The organism is Providencia sp. PROV189, assembly GCF_028480065.1.
In the GTDB taxonomy this organism is placed as follows: domain Bacteria; phylum Pseudomonadota; class Gammaproteobacteria; order Enterobacterales; family Enterobacteriaceae; genus Providencia; species Providencia stuartii.
On sequence record NZ_JAMPOG010000009.1, the window covers coordinates 21241 to 41724 of the forward strand.

Genomic DNA, 20484 nt, shown 5'->3' on the forward strand with positions numbered 1-20484 from the left:
TTTAATTTATTATGGACTATAGGAACCTTCAATGAATAAGCAACCCCTTATTGCCGCTGCATTAAGTCTCAGTGCACTTTTTGTTAGCTTTAATACACAAGCTCATAGTCATGCTCACCCGCAATCCGAAAAAGCGATACAAGCAAGTAAAGGTATTTTTAATGATGTTGATGTAAAAGATAGAAAGCTCAGTGATTGGGATGGCATCTGGGAGTCAATTTACCCATTATTAATAACTGGCAAACTCGATCCCGTATTGGAGCATAAAGCAAAAAACAATAAAGACAAAACCGTCGATGAGTATCGCGCTTATTATAAAAAAGGTTATCAAACGGACGTTGAGAATATCAGTATTGAGAATAACATTATTGAATTTACCCAGAATGGTCAAATCAGCCGTTGTGAATACCACTATTCCGGTTTTAAAATCCTCCATTATACTTCCGGTAAAAAAGGGGTTCGTTATTTATTCGAATGCCAAGACAAACACTCAAAAGCACCGAAATATATCCAATTTAGTGACCATATTATTGAACCGCAGGCCTCAGGGCATTTTCACCTCTATATGGGGAATGAATCCCACGAAAAACTATTACAACAAATGGATAATTGGCCAACTTATTACCCCTATTCGCTTAATGATGAACAAATTGTCCATGAAATGCTGCATCATTAATCATCATTAGATTTGCAAATAGCCCCAGTTTTATTGGCTAACAACTGGGGCTATCACATCACTTAATGGCTATAAGCTAATAATGCTCGATGACAAAGCGTTGAACGCACACAATCATCTACCGTGAAATTAACCATTGAGACCATTTCATCACTGCTAAAACGTTGTAAGGCATCTGCCAAACCAGATATAACGCCATCAGGTAAATCACATTGCGTCACATCACCATTCACTATAACAGTGACATTTTCCCCTAACCGCGTTAAAAACATTTTCATCTGACTAACAGTAACGTTTTGAGCTTCATCCAGAATGACAATCGCATTTTCAAATGTGCGACCACGCATGTAAGCAAAAGGTGAAATTTCAACTTTGGCAATTTCAGGCCGTAAACAGTATTGCAAAAAGGAGTTACCAAGCCTTTTCACTAACACGTCATAAACGGGTCGGAAATATGGCGCAAATTTTTCAGCCATATCACCCGGAAGAAAACCGAGATCTTCTTCTGCCTGCAAAACAGGCCTTGTCACGATGATTTTGTTGATATCTTTATTGATTAACGCATCTGCTGCCAGTGCAGTACTAATATAGGTTTTGCCACAACCCGCCTCACCGTTCGCAAAAATTAATTGCTTGTGTTTAATCGAATTAATATAGAGCTTTTGCGCATCATTGCGTGGAGTAATCGGCGATGTATCACGCCGCTCTTTCGCCATACCAATAGGTTCAATCCCCGTAAAATCAGCAAAAGAGGCCACACTTGCCATTTCGTAACGACCTGAGCGCTCTTTACGTAATGACCGTTTCATTTCACGACGCGTCTTTGTTGCAGCTTTCTGTCTACTCATAGTATTAACCCTTCCAGGTATCGTTAAAGTCAATTCAAATGACGGACTATTCAGAACAGAGAGGAGCTCCCTTCAAGCTCATGTTGGTTGAACATGCAATAAAAAAACCGGTTACTAATCTCACCATGACAATTTCATGATGGAGTAGTAACCGGCCTTGTAAAAGCATTAACAAAGACTTAGTTCCCATTAGTTCCTCCCTGCTGGATCACACCCGTAAACTAATGAATTTATATGACACTATTATGACGAACCGTAAAAATATTACACACCCGACTTTTTATCATGTTGCATTTATTCCTTATAAACAGACTATACCCCCGTCTATATTTTGTTTGCAACAATAAATTAACATTTATTCTCTGCAATTATTCCGTATTTATCATAGCTTAAGAAGATTCTGACTGATATTTAACTAAATATGACTATATTTTATTGATAGGTATAGGAAAAATATTATTTTCCAGTGCCTAACTGAAATTTTCATATTTACCTCAATAGGGACATCATGATAAAAAAACACTTATTAAAACCAACTTTACTTTTCTCCTTTGCTCTACTTATCTCTGGTTGTCAACTACTCACACCAACATCTTCAAAATCTGATCTAGATGCACTTCGTGAACTCAAAGGTATTGAATTTCCTTCAACTAAAACGCCAGAAGGCACACCTGAAGGCGCTTATGAATTTCATTACGATAATGGCCAATTGGAAACCAGAAGTTGGGTTAAAAAGGGGTGTTTAGATCGTTACATTGAGTCATTCTATGAGAATGGTAACGTTAAAATGTATACGCCAGTTAAAAACTGTAAAGTGAATGGATTAGTACGGATTTACCATGAAAATGGTCGTAAGGATATCGAAATGACCGCTACTGACGGAAAACTTACAGGTCCATTTAAAGTTTATCACGACACCCCAAGCAACAACGTTTATGCTTCCGGTGTTTTCAAAGATGGTGAACCGCAAGGTTTTATCTCTGAATTTGATGAAAATGGGCAGTTCGTTCAAAAATCCGCCGTTATTAATGGCAAAATTGTCAGCGAAAAATAATATAAAAAAACCAAAAGTGATGAGCAGCACCCCAAACGTTGTAGTACAACTTTGGGGTGTTTTTTTACTTTACCTTAAAAACACCTTTTAAGGCTTACAGTTACCTGCCAATTCATAGCCTGCGGCTTGTGCGGCTAACTCATCGCTGAACATCACTGCATTTTTATCGGATGTTGTTTTAAAACCAGAGCAATGTGCTAAATGGTATTTATGTGAGTTACGATTACCTTTTACTTGAGTACTGGTTTCAGATGCTTGAGGTTTTGGTGTCTCTTTTGTAGGTGCAGGCGATAAATTATCAACTTGCTTAATCCCTTGAGCACTATTTTTATGCCCAAGCTCCCATTTCATTTCCCCCGTGACAAAGGGGTTATGGTGCCCCATGATTGCAGCAATGCGTTCGTCACGTTGTTTTTCCCACTGACTCGGCGGATATTGTCTATCCCATGCCATCAATAGTTGTTGCTGTTGACGTGACATCGACAAGTTATAACGGTCATGCATGTAAAAATAGACACGAGCCACTTGCCCCTTCACTTCATCTCTAGGTTCAAAAACGCGTTGCTTAAAATCAACTCGGCTACGACATTGACCATAAGGATATTGCGCATTAGAGGGAAGTTGAGCATAGCTAAAATTACTACGGTCACCATTTACTTCACCAATTGATGGTGCAAGGTTATGCATATCGGCTTCCATCTTACGAAAGATAGGATCTGTTGAAACACAGTTTTTACGTCCACCGTTCTGCCAACATTGTCTCTGATGACCAAATACCCATGCCGGAACAATATGTTCCCACTCAATACGCGTTGCCCTATTTTGCTGTTTACGGACTTGGTAACCACACGAGTTTAAATCGACTACCCCACCACTTTTACCGGCCCACTCCCATTTACAACCACAGTAAAGTGTTCCCTCACCTTGATTGTTTTGATCCAGATATACTTTAGTTTTACTTAATAATTTCGCTTCATCAAACTGTCCTGGCGCAGCGATAAGCGGGAAAGTAAATATTAATAAAAAGAATGACAATACCCATTTTGGGTACAATGAAGCGAATATTTTATTCAAAATAACACCACTGATGTTTTGATAATAAACAATTAACTTAAATGCGTTAGTGCATCCTGTAATATACTGCATATTTTCTTATGCCAGTACCACACAACCGAATATAAGCTTTTTTGCAGCTAATGAATATTAGAAACAACCGACTTACCACGATAAAATTGCACAACTACTCCATATTAGAGCAATTCAGTTATGTTAATAATTCTAATTAATAACAGGAATTGTTTATTAATCAATCTAACAACTTATAGTAAAAGCTATTGAAAGAGATATCAGATTAATTTTGAATAAAGGCTAGGTTGCCATAGTAAATAAAGTCAATCAAACGCCTTCTTGAATATCACATTTACCGAAGGCGTTTCTTGTTTTTTTATACACTTGGGCGTTTACGATATAACCACAAACCAGGAAGGGATAGACCAATTGATAAGGCCCCAACAATAAATGATGCTCGTAAAAAGTTGGTCACAAGGGTTTCAAATAACTCAGGGGTATAACCTAAATGAGAAATTTTGACGACGGAGATCATTGCGGTATAAGCACTGATCCCCGGAAACATCGGTATTACTGCTGCAACCGTAAAAACTTTAGGATGTGCTAACCATGTTCGAGACCATTGAATACCAATCGCGCCAATAAGAATAGCGGCAATAAAACTTGCCCATTCAATATTTAAGCCAAGTGTCATCATAGTCATACGTGAGCCATGACCAATAACCCCTAACAAAGCACAATATTTCAATGCTTTGATCGGCACATTAAATACCATCGCAAAGCCAACAGCAGGGATAGCCGCTAGTAACATATCCTCTAAAAGTGCCAGTAAAAAACTCATGCCCACTCCCTTAGTCCCCAAATTGCCATTGCAATCACAACACCAATACATGTCGCCAGCGTCAGTAAGCTCGCCATCATCCACCGCGCTAACCCTGTATTAACATGGCCTTTAAACATATCGGCCACCGCATTAATTAATGGAAAACCCGGCACGAGTAGCAATACACTTGCTGCCATCGAAATACTTGCTGTCGGAGCAAAAAATGGCAATTTTAATAATAATCCGGAAACAGACGTTGCCACAAAAGCAGTAATACAAAAGTTAATCAAAGGATTCATTTGCCGAGAAGTCAGCACCTGACGAATATACATTGCACAACCACTCGCAATCAATGTCACTAAGGAGCCATCCCATCCTCCCCCATTTAATTTACTAAAGCAGGCACAAGATAGAGCAACCATCAGCACCATTATCCAGCGTGGATAACGTAATGGTTTTATTGAGGACAATTTCTTCTCAAGTTGTTTGCGATCCAAAAGGTGATGCTCAACTAAAATGACAGCATGCTGTACCTCTGTCACCACATGCATATTAATACCACGGTCAATAATACGACGCGTTGACGTTAAGCAGTGACCTTCAATTATGGTTGTCAGTACTAATGAATTCGAGGAAATAGCACTATCAACTTGATCTGCCCCGAGTGCAATCCCTAAGCGGCAGGTAAGCTGCTCCACCAGCATACTCTCCGCACCATGTTGTAATAATAAGAGGCCACACTGTATACATAATCGAGTGATCTCCCTTTGTGTTTCGGTAATCGCATGAATACCTTGCAACTCATCGATAGCCTCCCCTTTCATTTTTCCTCCAATCCACTGCGATGATTTAGATAACGATTTAAACGTGATAACCTTTAGCAACATCATAAAGTGAAATAATAGCCTGAATTATGATCTCTTTCAGGTTAAAGCATGATTAGTCATCACGAACTTTGCCTTTTCATGATAAGAATAGTTAGATAAATCATAATGCTAGGATGAGTATTGCATGAGTAGCCCATTTTTCGCTAAAACCCCTAAGGGGCAGCGTCGTAATAAAGCATTAATTAGTGCGGCTTCTGAAATTTTTATTCAATATGGATTTGAAGGAACAACACTTGATATGATCATTGAGCGTGCAGGAGGCTCTCGTTCCACGCTGTATAAAAACTTCGGTGATAAAGAAGGATTATTCGCTGCGGTCGTTGCATCAATGATTGACGATATTTTCGCCGATGATGAAAGTCATAATCCCCCTTCTCTCCATAGCATTGAATCTGTATTGTCTTTTTACGGCGCACGGTTTTTACTGAATGTGATTAAACCACAGTCTATTGGTTTATATCGTTTGATCCTTGGTGAATATAACCGCTTTCCTGAAATTAGCCATGCTTTCTTTGAACAAGGGCCAGTACGTAGTTATCGGCTATTAACTGAGAAACTCCTTGAATTACCTGAAGTGAAAGTTAACGAACAAACGCTATTAAGTATTTCATCTCGATTTTTAGAAATGTTAAAAGCAGATGTTTTTATTAAAACCTTCTGTGTCACTGATTTTAAACCTAGCGATGAATTTATCACGCAACAAATTGCGCTCTCAGTGGACATCATCGCCAGTTATATTCGTAAAATTAGCCAATAGCGGTCATCGTCATTAAGAAATCAATGCCGTAGCATATTTTTTCGCTGCGGCGATGTTATGTTCAATAAACACTTCAGGCCCATAAAATGCAGAAAGTAACGGCGCCATTTGTTCCATATCTTCTTTATCACTCCCATCTGGTTGTAACGTCACCACCATTGCACGGCAGTGTTCAACCATCGGCTCTTTAGCATGTTTTAACCAACGGCGAACATATTTCATGGCATTCATATGTTCCTCAGACGGTTTTTCTTTGCTCTGTTTGACCGGCGGATAAACTAATACAAATTGCGCCCTTCTTGCCAATAACATATCCATTTCTTCTAACCATAAACGCGTTTCATCTAAGGTTTTTGGAAATGAATGGATTACACAAACTGGCCACTCAGCCGTATCAATAATCGTCTTATTTTGCATACCTAGCTCCCCCACAAAAAAGTGTACTTAACTGTACACTTTCAATTGCAACAGAGTCAAGAATGATTCTCATTTATCTTTTTGCAAATTATGCTATTCACGCGGTGCTGTTATTACAGATAATTCCTAATATGCAGCAAAATTACCTACAGTAGAAAATATTGATTAAGAGAGGTGATGTCTTTTTGAATATGGAATGCTATTCTCGTTTTATTGTTACATCAAAAAAGCGAATAAATTATGAAAAAAAGATTTTCAGTTGCTTTCGGGGTTGCTGCACTATTAGCTGCATTTGGTGCGAATGCAGGAAAAAATTGCGATACTTATTTCCAAGAAATGAATGTGCTGGTTAAACAAGCTGAAGAGCAGTACAAAAATGACCCTAATGTTAAAGAAAGGATCACTGAGATGAAACATCAATTGGATGAAGCGAAAAAAGCACTCGCTGATTATCCAGAAGATGCTCAAGAACAAGCATGTGAACAAGGCATTCAAGCTATTAAAGCAGCTAAAGAGGCAGTGGAAGGTAAATAATTTTTATCTCTATTATATTGATTTAATAGGGATGAATAAGCACCATCTGCTTTTTCGATGCGAATTTTAGCCTTGCTTTGGGCTAAGATGGTAATAGATTTGCGTTAAAGATTAGAGCGTTAATAAGGCCAGTATAATACTGGCCTTATTGTATTGGCGGGTTATCTGACTACCAGTACAGATATTTTCGCATAAGAAACAATGCCTGATGCGTTTGACCCTAGTAAGTGCGTTGTGATACTCGGGTTACGTGAACCAATCACAATCAGATCCGCACCTATTTCTTCTGCCTCAGCTAACACTTTATCTCTCGGTGAACCAAAAGCGACTTTGTAAGAAATATCTTCTTGTGGGTAATCGATCTTAGCAATAATCTCTTTTAACTGCTCTTCTGAACGTTCAACGGCTTTTTTAGCAAATGAAGATAAAAGATCATAATGATAGCTATAGCTCATTGAGAACCTTGAAACATCAGGAACTGAGTGGAAAAGATGTATTTTTGCCCCCGACATTTTTGCTAAATAAATTGCGTGTTTTAATGCTTTATCCGTCAGAATATCTTCAGAAATGTCTACGGGAACCAAAATTTTATTGTACATGCGATACCCCTATTAATTAGTCATCATTCTATTATCCACCTGTGATCCCTTAGTGCGATGTGATAACTAGGATACACTTTGTGAATGTTTATCTTTTTTGTTCACCAAAAGTATAGTCTTAATAAAAACAAACTGCCGTGAGCTACCAGACGATTTGTTAAAGCAAGTTCACAATTTTATCAATATGCTAACTATCTTCTAAGTGCCATTTATGTAAGATGCGGTGCAAAAAAGGTGTGACAATTAAGCCAATACTAATAATGAATACGCTCTGTAAAAACAGCCCATATATTGCGATAAAAAAACGCCCACCTTGCGTGATTGGTGCAGGCTCTATTGCTTGCCCACTTAGCATGGATAATGCATTAAGCATTGACTCCATCAAAGAATGACCTTCAATAAAATAAAAGCCAATAATACCGGGTAACAGCCCAAGGAAAAAAACCAATAGCGACAAAAAATAAAAACGTAATACCCTGAATAAGAAATGTTCAATGCGGATAACTTCTTGCGAAAACTTTTCCATAAATAAGCTCACCATTCCCAATAAAAATAGGGCCTATTCGGCTGAACTGTTACACTCAATACCTGATACCCAACAAGATAAAAGAAAAAGGTTTAATCACTCATCGCTTTATGACGATCATGTAAAATAAAAAATAATGGGTTCAATAAAACCTATGCTAAATATCAGCATAGGTTTATTTAAAAAATTAACGAACTACCAATACAGAGGTTTCTGCGTAACGAACAATGCCCGCTGCGGTAGAGCCTAGGAGGTGTGTAGAAATATTCGGACGGCGTGAACCGATAACAATAATATCGGCGTTAATGTCTTTTGCAGTATTAATCACTTCATCACGAGGTGAGCCAAACGTTATGGTATAATTGACATCAGATAGTGGTAAATCAATCGTATCCATCAACATTTTCATGTCTTCTTCTGCTTTAACGGTTGCACGGTCTTTTATTTCCATATAACCAAGTGCATACGCATTAATAATAGCAGAAGAGATTGGTAGCACATGGATCAAATGAATTTTCGCACCAGACTGTTTAGCTAAATTAACTGCATGGCGAACAGCTTTACTTGTCAGTTCATCCTCAGTTAAATCTATAGGAACCAGAATCGTTTTATACATAACCCCTCCTGATAGAAAAAAGAATTTAAGTTAACAACAAAATTATAATCAAATACGCAAGAATGTCTCTTAAACAACAAGATAAATGAGATCTCTCGCTACAAATTATTAACTATTATTCTCTTAACCATGGTGTAACGGTTAAACCAACCAACATTCCTTCGGGGCTAAGTAAGCGTGTAACCATTTGTCCCCAAGGTTCCATTCGCTCATTAACTAAAATGGAATAACCTTCATTAATAAAACATTGAGTGGCTTTTGATAAATTAGCGACTTCAAATTCTATCCAGCTTTGAGGAACAAGGTGCGTTTCCGGCCAATGATCGACACCAAAACAAGATTGTGCAGCTTGAGATAATGGCCATAACGCAAAATGTTTAACGCCACTAAGCTGTTCTTCTTCGCTGGTGAAATAATCCTGATTACCTTCCATTGCCTTTAAAGGTAAACCTAAAGTTTTAACATAGAAAGCATAACTTACATTAGGCTCACGTGTTATCGGACCAAAACCTGCAACAAATAAAATTTCTGAAGCTTGATGCGAACTTAACATATTAATCCTATATAAGACTGGTATGGAATGGTTTATGAGCTGAGAAACAATGAACAGTATTTACGCAATGCTTAACATTTTCTCTACCATTTGTTGAGCATAAATCGCCTGCTCACCACTGACGTCAGGCTCGCTACCATGGCTCACCGCATCAATAAAATGGCGAATAGCCCCATCGAATCCACGTTGAACCAATATCGACTCCCAACTAGAAGGTTGTTTTTGTTTTATCCCCTCGTGACTTTCACTCATCCAATGATTCATGTTTGTCACTTGGTAGACCCCACCATCACAAATTGCTGCAACTTGCTCGCGTTGACTACCCGCTCGGCGATGCATTGATGTCGTCACTAAACATTCATTCACTTTCAGATGATGCTCTGCATAGCATAACGCTTGCTCCTCAGTTGCAATAATATTGCCTCCCAATAATTTTGCTTCACTACCCACGAGCCAGATAGCGGTATCTACAACGTGTAAATAATCATCTAGCATAGTAAAACGGACATTTTGAGGGCCTAGACTGTCACTACGATGTTTTTCCATACGTAATGAAGCAACTTGACTGAGGTGTTGTTTGAGTTCTTGATAAAAAGGTGAAAAGCGCCGATTAAACCCAACCATAAGCGAACGTTTCTGTTTATGTGCAAAGTCCACTAATTGCTCTGATTGGGAAAGTGTCTCAGCAAGCGGTTTATCAACATACACATGTACGCCGTATGATAACAAACTGTAAATAACTGAAAAATGGCTGGCGGTACTACTGTGTACAAAAACCGCATCACACTGCTGGGCCAGCTGTTTTATATCTGAATACAGTGGAATACGATAGTTATCACAGACGATTTTTGCTTTCCTTTGATTTGGTGAAAATGCCCCTATCAGTTGCCAATTATCTGTTTTACTCAGTATCGGTAAATAGGCTTTTTGCGCAATAGAGCCTAACCCTACGATACCAATGCGTAATGTTCTCATCAAAGATTGACCTTTGTGCTGACGGTGTAGGAAGGATACTGACAAGTATAACGAACAACTTATTTCGAGTACTAACTTGTTTTATAAAAATTTATTCAAATTATCCTTAAAAGAGCCAAAAATAACGCATTGAATTTTAATTATTTTTTATAAAAACGAATTTATAGGGGGTAAAATTCGCATAATAAGACATAAAAAAGGGTTGATTTATCAAATGAGAATGGTTATCTTTTACCTAACGAATACTTGAGTAAATTACTCAAGCTTTCGTAAACGACATTGCTCACATTGCTTCCAGTTTTAGCAGGCCAACTTCTCTGAGTTGGCCTTTTTTTTCATTAACACGTCGCCACAAACCCACTTTATTGACGATATTTATCTCAGGTGAAGCGCACTCGATAAACTCCAAGATTTCAAGTGCCCTACATAGCTTAAACGATGGGTCGGAACAAAGGTCGGCACATCCCCTGTTCGCATATGAAGGATATCCGCTGGCGTTATCCACGCTGAATTCCCTTCAAATAACGGAAGTCCTGCATATTTATAGGCATCAAGGACAAACTGCGAACAAAAGAAGCCGTTAGCTTGGTCTACATCGCTACCTAACTGTACCGTCGCTAACGTTCTCAAACAAAAATTACGGATCGTTTGACCAATAAAAGGTAATTCACAAACGCGCTTTGTCACCATCCAAGGCGCTATCATCACTATCCCTTTAAAGTTATATTTGCCCCCTTCATTTTGCATAGAAAATTCACGTAATTTATGGGCGTGAATAGAGGTTAACCCCTCTTGCCGCAACACCACCATATTATTTGAGTCCGAGATAGCTTGATCGAGCGTAATGATCCTCACGCCACTGCCGACAGATTCCGCTACTTCACCAGCCCCCAAATATATTGAGGCATGGCTCACCCCGCTAATACTAAAAAGACGGATACCCCATGAATTAATTCCCGTTGCGGAAGACAATAAAATATCGCCAGGTAACATATCAGCAGCGGAGAGCGCCTCTACAGATTCTTTAATCGGTATCGTATTGGCTTGTTGAATGCTAAATTTTAATCGGTTACTTTCTTCATCCGTTCTAAAGCCTGTCGAACATCCTGCCACTGAAATAACACAAAAACAAAAAATTAAATATTTAAAATAAGCCAACGGGAATACCTACCCTATTTCTATTTATACGCCAATTCAATGTAACCAAGTTCCATGACTTTTTCATCGGAAACGTCTCAATATTTTGTTTATTTGTAATTTTAGATAGTGACAATAATCACATATTGACCATTCTAATATGAAGATGAGGTAGCGGTCGTACTGGTTACAAGAAAAAGAGTAAGAAATGAGGTAGGAATATCATTTGGTGTTTTTAACCCTCTAGCAATGCCAGAGGGTCAACATTCACTCAATTAATTAGCTAATAACATATTCAGGATAGAATACCGTTGTTGAGTGGTAGGTTTTTTTCTCTGTCGCTTTATTATTTAATGCCGCAACTACAGGTTGATTTTGTAATTCAGCGGGCAGCTGTTCCGTCACATTTTCTTTTGCTACGACAGAAACTCGAATATTTTTCTTAGAACGACTTAACTTATAAGGCATTCCTAATAAGCGACGTGCTGCATTATTACTTACCATTATATCGACTCCTTAACTACAACATTTAAATTCAGCAATAAGCTGAATATCAAAAACATAGCCAGTGTTGACTGCATGGGTTATTTTAAATTTTACTCAAAATTCAAAAATAACCCTAATAGTATAGCATCGATAAAATATAAGTGAATGAAATTAAACTAATTAGTTTCACAAGGGAACTATCTGAGGTGGAATTTTTATAAGATATCAATATTATTAGCACTAAAAGTTAAAAAGTATCAACCTGTATTTTCTTAGCGTTAAATCCTTATTTTCTTATGATAAACGCCTTCTTATTAAAATAAAAAGGCGTTTATCTTTTATAAATAGTGAAAATATTTAACTGGCACCACGTCTATTTTTGGCGTAAGTATCAAAAGCAACAGCTAAAATAATGATCAGTCCAGTAATAATTTGCTGATAATACGCTGAAACATTCATTAAAACTAAACCATTAATTAATATTCCCATAATGATTGAGCCAATAATGGTTCCTCCGATACGACCATATCCCCCCATTAATGATGTACCACCAATCACAACAGAGGCGATCACGCGCAGTTCAAATGTCATCCCCGCTACCGCTTCAGCACTCCCTAAACGTGCACTCAGCACAAACCCAGCCAGCCCAGCTAAACAGCCAATCACCACATACACACTGACAAGAACACGTTTAACGTTCACCCCTGCTAACCGAGCTGCTTCTTGATTACTGCCAACTGCGTAAACAAAACGCCCCCAGCGGCTTTTATGCAGCGCTAAATAGCCTATCAATGCCACAATCGCAAAGATCCAAATAGGCACCGAGATCCCCAGTAGCTCCCCACGCCCCCACCAACGATAGCCAGCATCAAAACCTGAGATTGGTGCACCATCATTAATCACTAATGTCAGCCCACGCCAAATTGTCATGCCACCTAATGTGACGATAAATGGTGGAATATTCAGCCGCGTGATCCCAAGACCATGTAAAAACCCGATCCCTGTGCCTACCGCTAAGCAGATAGCTAATCCAACTAACCAGCTCATCCCTCCCCAAGCATTAAGATCTAAGCCGACTAAATTATCACCTTTAATCACAAACGCCGCTGTCATCGCGCAAACCGCCAGTATTGAGCCAACAGACAAATCAATACCAGCGGTTAAAATCACCAACGTCATCCCCACGGCCATAATTCCATAGATAGACACTTCGGTTAAAATATTAGTGATATTGCGTTCAGTCAGAAAATTACTGTTTTGGGTTTGAAAAAATAGCACCAACAGCACCATAAAAATCAAGACACCAAAGCGCTCAAAAAAAGCGATGAAATCTATTTTTTTACGGCCGACCGCCGTAGAAGATTGTTGTTGTAACATGTAAACCTCTCATACGACCATTTCTGCTGGTGAGTTTTGATGGCAAATAGCCATCATCATCATTAACTTCTCTTCTGTTGCATCATCACCTTTAATCTCCCCCGTTAAACGGCCCTCGCTCAACGTGATGATCCGGTCTGAAATCGCCATGACTTCAGGTAAATCAGAAGAAATAACAATAACCGCAACGCCTTTTTTCGCCATCTCAAAAATAACCTGATGAACTTCCGATTTGGTTCCAACATCAATACCCCGGGTTGGCTCATCAACAATTAATACTTTTGGCGACATGGCCATACACCGTGCAAGAATGACTTTTTGTTGGTTACCACCAGACAATTTACGCACTTCTTGTTCACTGCTGGCCATTTTGATTTGTAGTGCTTGTTTGTAGCTTTCTATCAAGGCGTTTTCTTTATTGCTATCCACCATCCACCCCATTTTAAGTAGATGTGATAACGCTGAAAGTGATAGGTTGTAACGAATGGATAATCCCAGCGCGGCGCCTTCTTTTTTACGATCTTCTGGAACGAGTGCAATCCCCTTATCCAGTGCATTCATTGGGGTCGTTGGCTGATAAGGCTCACCATCAAGGATAAACTCACCCGTGGTATATTTATCTGCGCCGAATAAACAGCGTGCCACCTCAGTCCTTCCTGCCCCCATAAGGCCCGCAATACCCAGTATTTCGCCTTCATGAACATCAAAACTAATATCGTGAAGCGCGATACCATGAGGATCTAAAGGTGGCTTAGCTTTCGATAAATGTTTCACCGATAGGCGAATCGGTTTGTCTCGATGATATGTTTCGCTGGCCGGCCTACGTTCAAAAATCACATTCCGCCCAACCATCATACGTATGGTCTCTTGTACTGAGGTCTCAGCCACATTCCCCGATCCGGTGTATCTGCCGTCTTGAAATACCGTGAACTTGTCACATATCTGAAAAACTTCATGTAAGCGATGTGTCACGTAAATGACGCTCACCCCACGGTTTTTCAATTCCCTAACAACACGATGCAGACTTTCTACTTCGGTATCGCTTAGAGCCGCTGAAGGCTCATCCATCACAATTAATTTAGCATTGAGCGTCAGTGCACGTGCAATTTCAATCATTTGCTGCTGGGCAACACTTAACCGTGCCACTTGGGTCGTTGGCAAAATTGCCAATTGAAGATAATCAAGGATCGCTTTGGCTTCCTGATTAAGGACTTTTTCATTAACCATCCAACGCATTTTTAGCGCTTCACGCCCTAAAAACATGTTTTCCGCTACCGTCATATTCGGTAGCAAATTAAATTCTTGATAGATAGTAATAATCCCTTTTTGTTGGCGAACAATCGGGGTATCTGTTATGGAAAGCAATTCACCGTTAAACCAAATATCACCACTGGTTTGCGGTTGAGCGCCTGCAAGTGCCTTTAAGAAAGTGGATTTACCCGCACCATTTTCCCCCAATAACGCATGCACTTCCCCTGGCATCACTGTCATTTGGGCTTGACTTAGCGCCCAGATCCCTGAAAAGCTTTTGGCAAGATTTGTAATTTTAAGTAGTGGCTCTGACATAAAAACTCCTTTTCAGGAAAACAGGGCTCACCGAGCCCTGAATAGCACTGTAAATGACTATTTCAATTCACCAATACGTTCCGCTTGATCAAGGTTATCTTTGCTAATAATTGTGGGAGGGTAATCCGCGCCTGTGATCGCTTTTTTGTCACGAATATTATCGACCAATTGCCCCATCGCCATTTTTACTGCGTAGCCTGCGCGCTGATCTGCCGTTACAGCCATCCAACCTTCCTTAATACGACTAAGTGCTTCAGGACTTGCATCAAAACCTGTCACTAAAATGTCGCCCGGTTTATAACCTTGCGCGCTCAGCGCCTCAATCGCACCAAGGGCCATATCATCGTTAGCAGATAAGATCACATCCGGTTTTTTCGCGAGTGAAGGCAATAAACTTTCGGTGATGCGCATCCCTTCCGCTCGCATCCAGTTACCATTTTGGTCAGCGACTAAGCGGTATTTACTCCCCCCTTCTTTTAAGCTATCGCGGATCCCTTTCGTACGTTCAATATTTGATGAGGAGCCAGGTTGTCCTGTAATTAAGATCAGATCGGCGCCATTTGGAAACTGCTTTTTGACATATTCCGCAATGGCGTAACCGCCTTTGTAATTATTAGCCCCAAAATGCGGCACCGGTTGTTGTGCATTAATGGTTCTATCAAGAGTCACCACCGGTAAGCCAGCGCTTTGAATTTCAACCACCGCATCGGCAATGGCATTGACATCATTAGGTGACACAATAAAGCCCTGTGCACCTCGTGTGATCGCATTTTCAATATCAGCAACCTGCTTAGGTGAGCTACCTTGCCCATCTAAGACTTGAATATTGACTCCTAACTCTTTAGCGGTTTTCACCGCCGATTTCTGCATATGCACTTCAAACGGGCTGGCCAATGTTGGCGGACTAAAGACAATTTGTTCATTTTCAGCCATCACACTCGGTGTTAAACCCAATACAGCAACCAGCGCGGTTAATTTCATGATATTTTTCATTTTGCCCTTCCCACTGATTATGAATACATGTTGTGTTTTGATGTCACCAATATTTAACATGGCGATAACATAGATATACATTAATGAAACATATATTCCAATTTTTATTATATGAAAATTTTGTTTTTGTTGTGTTGATAACGAAATTAAGTGGAAAGTCAGAAAATTGTGTTACAAAGATCACAGATTTCTCTCATTCTATCCCCTGATTAAGGGGACTTCGGCGCCTTTTTTACCCCTTGAGATCTTGGTGATTTCTTTCGTAAAGAAATGAAATATTCATTCTATTTTATTAACCGATGGGATTATCTCTAAGCGAATTGCTATTAATGAATAAATCAAGAAATTCAAGTGTTCAGAATGAACAACTGACTGATTATTTGGCTAAATTAAGATTAACTATAAAATAATTTGCTTATCATTTTTATTTTTTTCTTTATTATCTAATACTGCTAATAAAATGAAGATATTAGCAATAAACTAATCAATTAAAAGGATTTATATGCTAGCTTTGACAATTTGCATTTGCCAAAATCGTCATGAAGTGATGATACCGACAACACAATTAAATAAAGAAAATGATACTCATTCATCTCATTTATTAGGTCTTAATGACCTTAATAATAACCCAAATACACTGTTTGATTTTTGGCAATCGTTGATAGATAACCTTGTTATCTCACGGTTATTTGATACACAGATTAATAATCATGCGCTGATTAAAAAAATGACCGATGAACAAGGGGTGTATAATAAGTTATTGTCTGAATACAAAGAAAAACTAGGGAAAGTTTTTTACTATAATACAAATAATTATCCAAGTGATATCCAAGGGGATCTTAAGGGGAATGTATTTTATGCTCAACATAGCATTATCCCAGCCATTAATCGAATTGATGATGATATACAACCTCATCTCGTTTCAGGCCGTAAAACATTGGTGATATTTAAGCCTCATGAAAAAATCAAAGAAAATGAGCAATTAAATATTAAGGTCTATAATGAGGATAATGAAAAGATATATTCAACCTACCTACTTCCCCCATCAAAACTGCCTAAAATTGCAGGCACTGAGCAACGGTTTACCCGCTTAACACCTGACGATTTTACTATTCCTAAATCGTTTGATTTTACTATCAATGCATCAAAAAAGATTAAAGAATTGACTGAGAGCACAAACTACCTCAATCAACTTATGACCGAAAATGACATTATTAGAGTCGATATTGACGCTGAAAATTTATCTATTAACTTAGATAGTTTAAAAAAACGCCCGAATAAAAAACTCATATTGAATTTAGCGGATAATATCGATGCAAATATTAAATATAGAAATAATTCAATACCTCTCTCTGCACAGCAATCTTTTGTTATGATAAGCGATGAAACAGGTCGTTGGTTTACTCGTGACGAATCTAGATTGTCTTTTCACTATCAACAAGCCTTAAATATTGATAAATACAAAACCCCCGAAACCTTTGATGTGGAATTTACGACAAATGATGATATTAATCATATCTCTAAGAACCCCAAATTATTCCAAGATATTATTAAAAAAAATGACACTATTAAAATAGCAACCAGAGATTACCATTGGGCGAAAGATTTTATTATCCCCAATAGTAAACAATATTCCAATAAAAAAATACTTTTCACTTCTCAAGCTTATTTTAATAGTGATGTTACCTATGGCGATAATGAAGTTAGAATTACTACGGGTGAAACTAAGCTTTTTATTAGTGATGATGAAGGTGTATGGTCAATTTACTCTCCGGATACCCAAAGTACGGTTAACTATGCCTTGCCTCAATCATTTGATATCAAGATAAATAAAAACAAGGAATTGCAAAAAATATCAAAAGATATTTGCTATTTTAACGAAGTTATCAATAACAATGATAACATCCATATCGCAACGCGTAATGCTAATTGGGCCCGTCATTTTACATTAGAAACTCATCCCAATTTTAAAAATAAAAAAATTTATTTTTCATCAGAGGCTGACTATGACAGTCATGTTTTCTATGGTGACCAAAAAATAACGATAAAAAAAGGTGATAGCCAATTATTTGTTTGTGATGAATTTGGTTTTTGGCGTACATATGAAGGTGAGCCTTTAATTAATGATGACAGTGATGAAATCAGGTATATCGAAAATGGCTGGTCTGTTGCTATTCCTGCTGAATACATTAAGCCCAAAATAAGGTTGGAATTCGATTATCATGGAAAACAAGGTACGCTATCTGATATTTATGTCGGAGCCCCAACAGAACTTCTGCTCCATACTATCGATATCGGCATGTTGACTCCCTATAGAGGAGAATTAGCATTTCAAAAAAATGCTGAATTACAACGCCAATATTTCCAACAAATCCCTATTAATCGTTTAATCGTCTCTCACTACGCTCCAATCCACTTAAAAGAGATTGTTCTTCCTTCAGGAAAACATTTAACTCATCGTTCAGATGATGATGGAGGTGGGCATAATGGGGATATGCGAGAGCAAATTTCTAAAGATCTTATTTCAGATGGCATTAATTTAGCCAATTACGGCGTTCATTCATCGGCGACAAAAGAAAATAACTACTTACCTACCGCACAAATTACGATACATAATTCCCGTGGTATATATAAAAATGGTTTACAAGAGCACGGTTGGTCAGGAGGAGCGGGAAAAGCCACATTATACAACACCGTAGATAATGAATTTAGTCATGAACTGGGTCATAATTATAAGATTGGTCATTACTTTAAGGGATTTAAAGGCGGTGTTCATGCAACCCCCGATAAACCTAATTCGACATGGGGATGGGATGCCGACAACAACTTTTTTATTCCTAACTTTGAAAAAAAGAAAACAAATAAGTACACGGTTTTAGATGCGCGTGATCCTAATGCAGAAAAAGCAGAACCCTATATGCAACATGCAATGCTAAAAGATGCTATGTCTGGTGGTGAGCTATACGATAAAGCGTACAATGCGTACACATTACATACCCCAACAACGGCTCAAGCTATTCAACATTTTTTCGAGAACTCTGCAATATTTAGCAAAACATCGTCAACAGGTTATCAAAAGTGGGATCCCAATACACAAACAATGCAAGAGTACCTACCCCCTCATGCAAAAAATATTTCTTTTGTGGATGTACCAATAGTAGATAATCAAGATGTTACGGAAACAACTTTATCAGCGCTACTTAATAAAAATGACCATATAAAAATAGAGAGTTATAATTCTCACTACCCACCCAATATTTATCTACCTCAAGCGGATCACAGCAATAAAAATAAAGTGATTGAGATAGATTGCACTTCTCAATGGAGTATTAAACTACATGTTAATGGTAATAAGCAGATAATCAGCCATAATACAAAAGTGTATTATATTTCAAATGGAGATTCATGGGAGCCGTCCTCTGAATTAACCTTCATTCAAAAACCCGTAAAACAAGGCGTTCCGGTTGTCACTTTAGTCGGTTTTTATGACCCACAAAATCAATTAAAAAGCTATATCTACCCTGCGTTAGAAGGCTCTTATGGGATGGTATACAACAACGATACTATCGATACGACTAAACCATATCTTGCAGTGACGCTACGTAATGGTGAGGTAAAACAATATCAACTTGATCAACACCGATTTATTAGCCAGTTAATGAATAAGTTCCACATTAATATTGAACGTTGCTTAGAGCCAGTAAAAGCAGAGTTATATGTTAAAGGGCAACGAGTCTCATCACAGCATATTGAACTAACTGATCAACCTCTTCCTACCACCATCAATGGTATTATTCAAAGTTAACTCTTGTGTACGCCTACTACAATACGTATAGGCGTCGTTTCATCGTCGCCATTAGCAATAATGGCGCTTTTAACTGATATCACCACATTTAAATTGCGCTTCCTATAGAGCTATGTTATTCCCATTATTTCTTATTGATGCTTTTCGAGGCCGTTATGCTAAAGATCCTAGGTCGTACCACATCAATCAATGTTCGCAAAGTCCTGTGGGCTGCACAAGAAGCTCAACTTCCCTTCATTCATGAGCCACAATGGGGAGATGAGTTAAGCCTAAAATCTGCTGATTATCTTAAGCTTAATCCTAATGGGCTCGTCCCCGTATTAATCCACGAAAATGGTATTTTGTGGGAAAGTAATACAATTTGCCGCTATATTGCCACCAAGGCACAACGCTTTGATCTGCTGCCTGAAAGCCCAGAAGAAAAAGCAGACGTTGAAAAATGGATGGATTGGCAAGCAACTGAACTAAACAGCGCATGGCGTGCTGCTTTTATGGCACTTGTTCGGAAAAGTGATAGTTTTATCCAGTACCCTGAATTGATAGCTAAAAGTACTGATGAGTGGAACAGTAAAATGCTGCTGCTTGAAGCAGAGCTTGAAAAAAATGGTAATTTTATTAATGGAAAACAATTTACGGTAGCCGATATTACTCTAGCACTCTCTATACATCGCTGGTTGCTTACACCGATTATTAGGCCAAACACCCCTGCTATTTCACAATATTATCAGCAAGTATTAACGCGTCCTGCCGCTAAATTATATTTAGACCCCAATATCCCTTAATTTCA

21 protein-coding genes are annotated in these 20484 nt (G+C 38.5%); 6 read left to right on the forward strand and 15 right to left on the reverse strand.

Translation table 11 applies throughout. From position 1 onward, the window contains the following. Positions 1 to 31 precede the first annotated feature (31 nt). Positions 32 to 676, forward strand: coding sequence for a metal-binding protein ZinT (gene zinT, locus PR833_RS06990; protein WP_004919308.1), 645 nt, complete (start codon positions 32 to 34; stop codon positions 674 to 676). A gap of 62 nt (positions 677 to 738) precedes the next feature. On the opposite strand, the gene phoH is transcribed toward zinT, so the two are convergent. Next, a complete protein-coding gene (gene phoH / locus PR833_RS06995; protein ID WP_036940049.1) occupies positions 739 to 1524 on the reverse strand; it encodes a phosphate starvation-inducible protein PhoH in 786 nt (261 codons plus the stop codon). A 508-nt stretch (positions 1525 to 2032) separates the two neighbouring features. On the opposite strand from phoH, the gene PR833_RS07000 reads away from it, so the two are divergent. Continuing rightward, positions 2033 to 2578 (forward strand): toxin-antitoxin system YwqK family antitoxin, encoded by a 546-nt coding sequence (locus PR833_RS07000; RefSeq protein WP_004919304.1) that lies wholly within the window; start codon positions 2033 to 2035, stop codon positions 2576 to 2578. A gap of 87 nt (positions 2579 to 2665) precedes the next feature. Here the strand turns inward: PR833_RS07000 and PR833_RS07005 are convergent, their stop codons facing one another. From PR833_RS07005 to PR833_RS07015, 3 genes are all read right to left on the reverse strand, one after another. Further along, the gene (locus tag PR833_RS07005; protein ID WP_076914619.1) at positions 2666 to 3724 is read right to left on the reverse strand and encodes an endonuclease; all 1059 of its coding nucleotides are present in this window, start codon (positions 3722 to 3724) and stop codon (positions 2666 to 2668) included. Between the two features lie 298 nt (positions 3725 to 4022). Continuing rightward, complete coding sequence (locus tag PR833_RS07010) at positions 4023 to 4487, reverse strand: threonine/serine exporter (protein ID WP_272525988.1); 465 nt, start codon at positions 4485 to 4487, stop codon at positions 4023 to 4025. Further along, entirely contained in the window at positions 4484 to 5293 is an 810-nt protein-coding gene (locus PR833_RS07015) for a threonine/serine ThrE exporter family protein (protein ID WP_042116536.1), read from the reverse strand. The genes PR833_RS07010 and PR833_RS07015 overlap by 4 nt, the downstream gene beginning before the upstream one ends. Positions 5294 to 5480: 187 nt before the next feature. Between PR833_RS07015 and PR833_RS07020 the strand changes: the two genes are divergently transcribed. After that, a complete protein-coding gene (locus tag PR833_RS07020; RefSeq protein ID WP_036940046.1) occupies positions 5481 to 6113 on the forward strand; it encodes a TetR/AcrR family transcriptional regulator in 633 nt (210 codons plus the stop codon). A 12-nt stretch (positions 6114 to 6125) separates the two neighbouring features. Here PR833_RS07020 and PR833_RS07025 read toward each other — a convergent pair whose 3' ends face one another. Further along, entirely contained in the window at positions 6126 to 6530 is a 405-nt protein-coding gene (locus PR833_RS07025) for a hypothetical protein (protein ID WP_014658252.1), read from the reverse strand. 240 nt (positions 6531 to 6770) lie between these two features. On the opposite strand from PR833_RS07025, the gene PR833_RS07030 reads away from it, so the two are divergent. Then, on the forward strand, positions 6771 to 7064 hold the full coding sequence (locus PR833_RS07030; protein ID WP_104873426.1) for a DUF5339 family protein: 294 nt from the start codon (positions 6771 to 6773) through the stop codon (positions 7062 to 7064). 161 nt (positions 7065 to 7225) lie between these two features. On the opposite strand, the gene PR833_RS07035 is transcribed toward PR833_RS07030, so the two are convergent. The 10 genes from PR833_RS07035 to PR833_RS07080 form a co-directional block, all read right to left on the reverse strand. Continuing rightward, positions 7226 to 7663 (reverse strand): universal stress protein, encoded by a 438-nt coding sequence (locus tag PR833_RS07035; RefSeq protein ID WP_004919296.1) that lies wholly within the window; start codon positions 7661 to 7663, stop codon positions 7226 to 7228. 187 nt (positions 7664 to 7850) lie between these two features. Then, complete coding sequence (locus PR833_RS07040) at positions 7851 to 8189, reverse strand: hypothetical protein (protein ID WP_004919295.1); 339 nt, start codon at positions 8187 to 8189, stop codon at positions 7851 to 7853. A 187-nt stretch (positions 8190 to 8376) separates the two neighbouring features. After that, positions 8377 to 8805 (reverse strand): universal stress protein, encoded by a 429-nt coding sequence (locus PR833_RS07045; RefSeq protein ID WP_004919294.1) that lies wholly within the window; start codon positions 8803 to 8805, stop codon positions 8377 to 8379. 115 nt (positions 8806 to 8920) lie between these two features. Next, entirely contained in the window at positions 8921 to 9358 is a 438-nt protein-coding gene (locus PR833_RS07050) for a glyoxalase/bleomycin resistance/dioxygenase family protein (protein ID WP_060561299.1), read from the reverse strand. Positions 9359 to 9418: 60 nt separating this feature from the next. Further along, on the reverse strand, positions 9419 to 10333 hold the full coding sequence (locus PR833_RS07055; protein ID WP_053110867.1) for a Gfo/Idh/MocA family protein: 915 nt from the start codon (positions 10331 to 10333) through the stop codon (positions 9419 to 9421). Positions 10334 to 10708: 375 nt separating this feature from the next. Further along, positions 10709 to 11491: a YaeF family permuted papain-like enzyme gene (locus PR833_RS07060; RefSeq protein ID WP_014658248.1), complete on the reverse strand. Its 783-nt coding sequence runs from the start codon at positions 11489 to 11491 to the stop codon at positions 10709 to 10711. Between the two features lie 258 nt (positions 11492 to 11749). Then, entirely contained in the window at positions 11750 to 11974 is a 225-nt protein-coding gene (gene sra, locus PR833_RS07065; RefSeq protein WP_004919289.1) for a stationary-phase-induced ribosome-associated protein, read from the reverse strand. A gap of 339 nt (positions 11975 to 12313) precedes the next feature. Then, complete coding sequence (locus PR833_RS07070; RefSeq protein WP_151207416.1) at positions 12314 to 13333, reverse strand: ABC transporter permease; 1020 nt, start codon at positions 13331 to 13333, stop codon at positions 12314 to 12316. A gap of 9 nt (positions 13334 to 13342) precedes the next feature. Continuing rightward, positions 13343 to 14899 carry a sugar ABC transporter ATP-binding protein gene (locus tag PR833_RS07075; protein WP_272525989.1) on the reverse strand — a complete coding sequence of 519 codons (1557 nt, stop codon included), beginning with the start codon at positions 14897 to 14899 and terminating at the stop codon, positions 13343 to 13345. A 57-nt stretch (positions 14900 to 14956) separates the two neighbouring features. Continuing rightward, on the reverse strand, positions 14957 to 15880 hold the full coding sequence (locus PR833_RS07080; RefSeq protein ID WP_014658246.1) for a substrate-binding domain-containing protein: 924 nt from the start codon (positions 15878 to 15880) through the stop codon (positions 14957 to 14959). Positions 15881 to 16394: 514 nt separating this feature from the next. On the opposite strand from PR833_RS07080, the gene PR833_RS07085 reads away from it, so the two are divergent. After that, the gene (locus tag PR833_RS07085) at positions 16395 to 19697 is read left to right on the forward strand and encodes a M66 family metalloprotease (RefSeq protein WP_272525990.1); all 3303 of its coding nucleotides are present in this window, start codon (positions 16395 to 16397) and stop codon (positions 19695 to 19697) included. 155 nt (positions 19698 to 19852) lie between these two features. Then, positions 19853 to 20479, forward strand: coding sequence for a glutathione S-transferase family protein (locus tag PR833_RS07090; RefSeq protein WP_036943877.1), 627 nt, complete (start codon positions 19853 to 19855; stop codon positions 20477 to 20479). The last annotated feature ends 5 nt before the right edge of the window (positions 20480 to 20484 follow it).

Coding starts and splice junctions, on each gene's coding strand:
- zinT (WP_004919308.1), top strand. CDS start 32: ATGAATAAGCAACCCCTTATTGCCGCTGCATTAAGTCTCAGTGCACTT.
- phoH (WP_036940049.1), bottom strand. CDS start 1,524: ATGAGTAGACAGAAAGCTGCAACAAAGACGCGTCGTGAAATGAAACGG.
- PR833_RS07000 (WP_004919304.1), top strand. CDS start 2,033: ATGATAAAAAAACACTTATTAAAACCAACTTTACTTTTCTCCTTTGCT.
- PR833_RS07005 (WP_076914619.1), bottom strand. CDS start 3,724: ATGCAGTATATTACAGGATGCACTAACGCATTTAAGTTAATTGTTTAT.
- PR833_RS07010 (WP_272525988.1), bottom strand. CDS start 4,487: ATGAGTTTTTTACTGGCACTTTTAGAGGATATGTTACTAGCGGCTATC.
- PR833_RS07015 (WP_042116536.1), bottom strand. CDS start 5,293: ATGAAAGGGGAGGCTATCGATGAGTTGCAAGGTATTCATGCGATTACC.
- PR833_RS07020 (WP_036940046.1), top strand. CDS start 5,481: ATGAGTAGCCCATTTTTCGCTAAAACCCCTAAGGGGCAGCGTCGTAAT.
- PR833_RS07025 (WP_014658252.1), bottom strand. CDS start 6,530: ATGCAAAATAAGACGATTATTGATACGGCTGAGTGGCCAGTTTGTGTA.
- PR833_RS07030 (WP_104873426.1), top strand. CDS start 6,771: ATGAAAAAAAGATTTTCAGTTGCTTTCGGGGTTGCTGCACTATTAGCT.
- PR833_RS07035 (WP_004919296.1), bottom strand. CDS start 7,663: ATGTACAATAAAATTTTGGTTCCCGTAGACATTTCTGAAGATATTCTG.
- PR833_RS07040 (WP_004919295.1), bottom strand. CDS start 8,189: ATGGAAAAGTTTTCGCAAGAAGTTATCCGCATTGAACATTTCTTATTC.
- PR833_RS07045 (WP_004919294.1), bottom strand. CDS start 8,805: ATGTATAAAACGATTCTGGTTCCTATAGATTTAACTGAGGATGAACTG.
- PR833_RS07050 (WP_060561299.1), bottom strand. CDS start 9,358: ATGTTAAGTTCGCATCAAGCTTCAGAAATTTTATTTGTTGCAGGTTTT.
- PR833_RS07055 (WP_053110867.1), bottom strand. CDS start 10,333: ATGAGAACATTACGCATTGGTATCGTAGGGTTAGGCTCTATTGCGCAA.
- sra (WP_004919289.1), bottom strand. CDS start 11,974: ATGGTAAGTAATAATGCAGCACGTCGCTTATTAGGAATGCCTTATAAG.
- PR833_RS07070 (WP_151207416.1), bottom strand. CDS start 13,333: ATGTTACAACAACAATCTTCTACGGCGGTCGGCCGTAAAAAAATAGAT.
- PR833_RS07075 (WP_272525989.1), bottom strand. CDS start 14,899: ATGTCAGAGCCACTACTTAAAATTACAAATCTTGCCAAAAGCTTTTCA.
- PR833_RS07080 (WP_014658246.1), bottom strand. CDS start 15,880: ATGAAATTAACCGCGCTGGTTGCTGTATTGGGTTTAACACCGAGTGTG.
- PR833_RS07085 (WP_272525990.1), top strand. CDS start 16,395: ATGCTAGCTTTGACAATTTGCATTTGCCAAAATCGTCATGAAGTGATG.
- PR833_RS07090 (WP_036943877.1), top strand. CDS start 19,853: ATGCTAAAGATCCTAGGTCGTACCACATCAATCAATGTTCGCAAAGTC.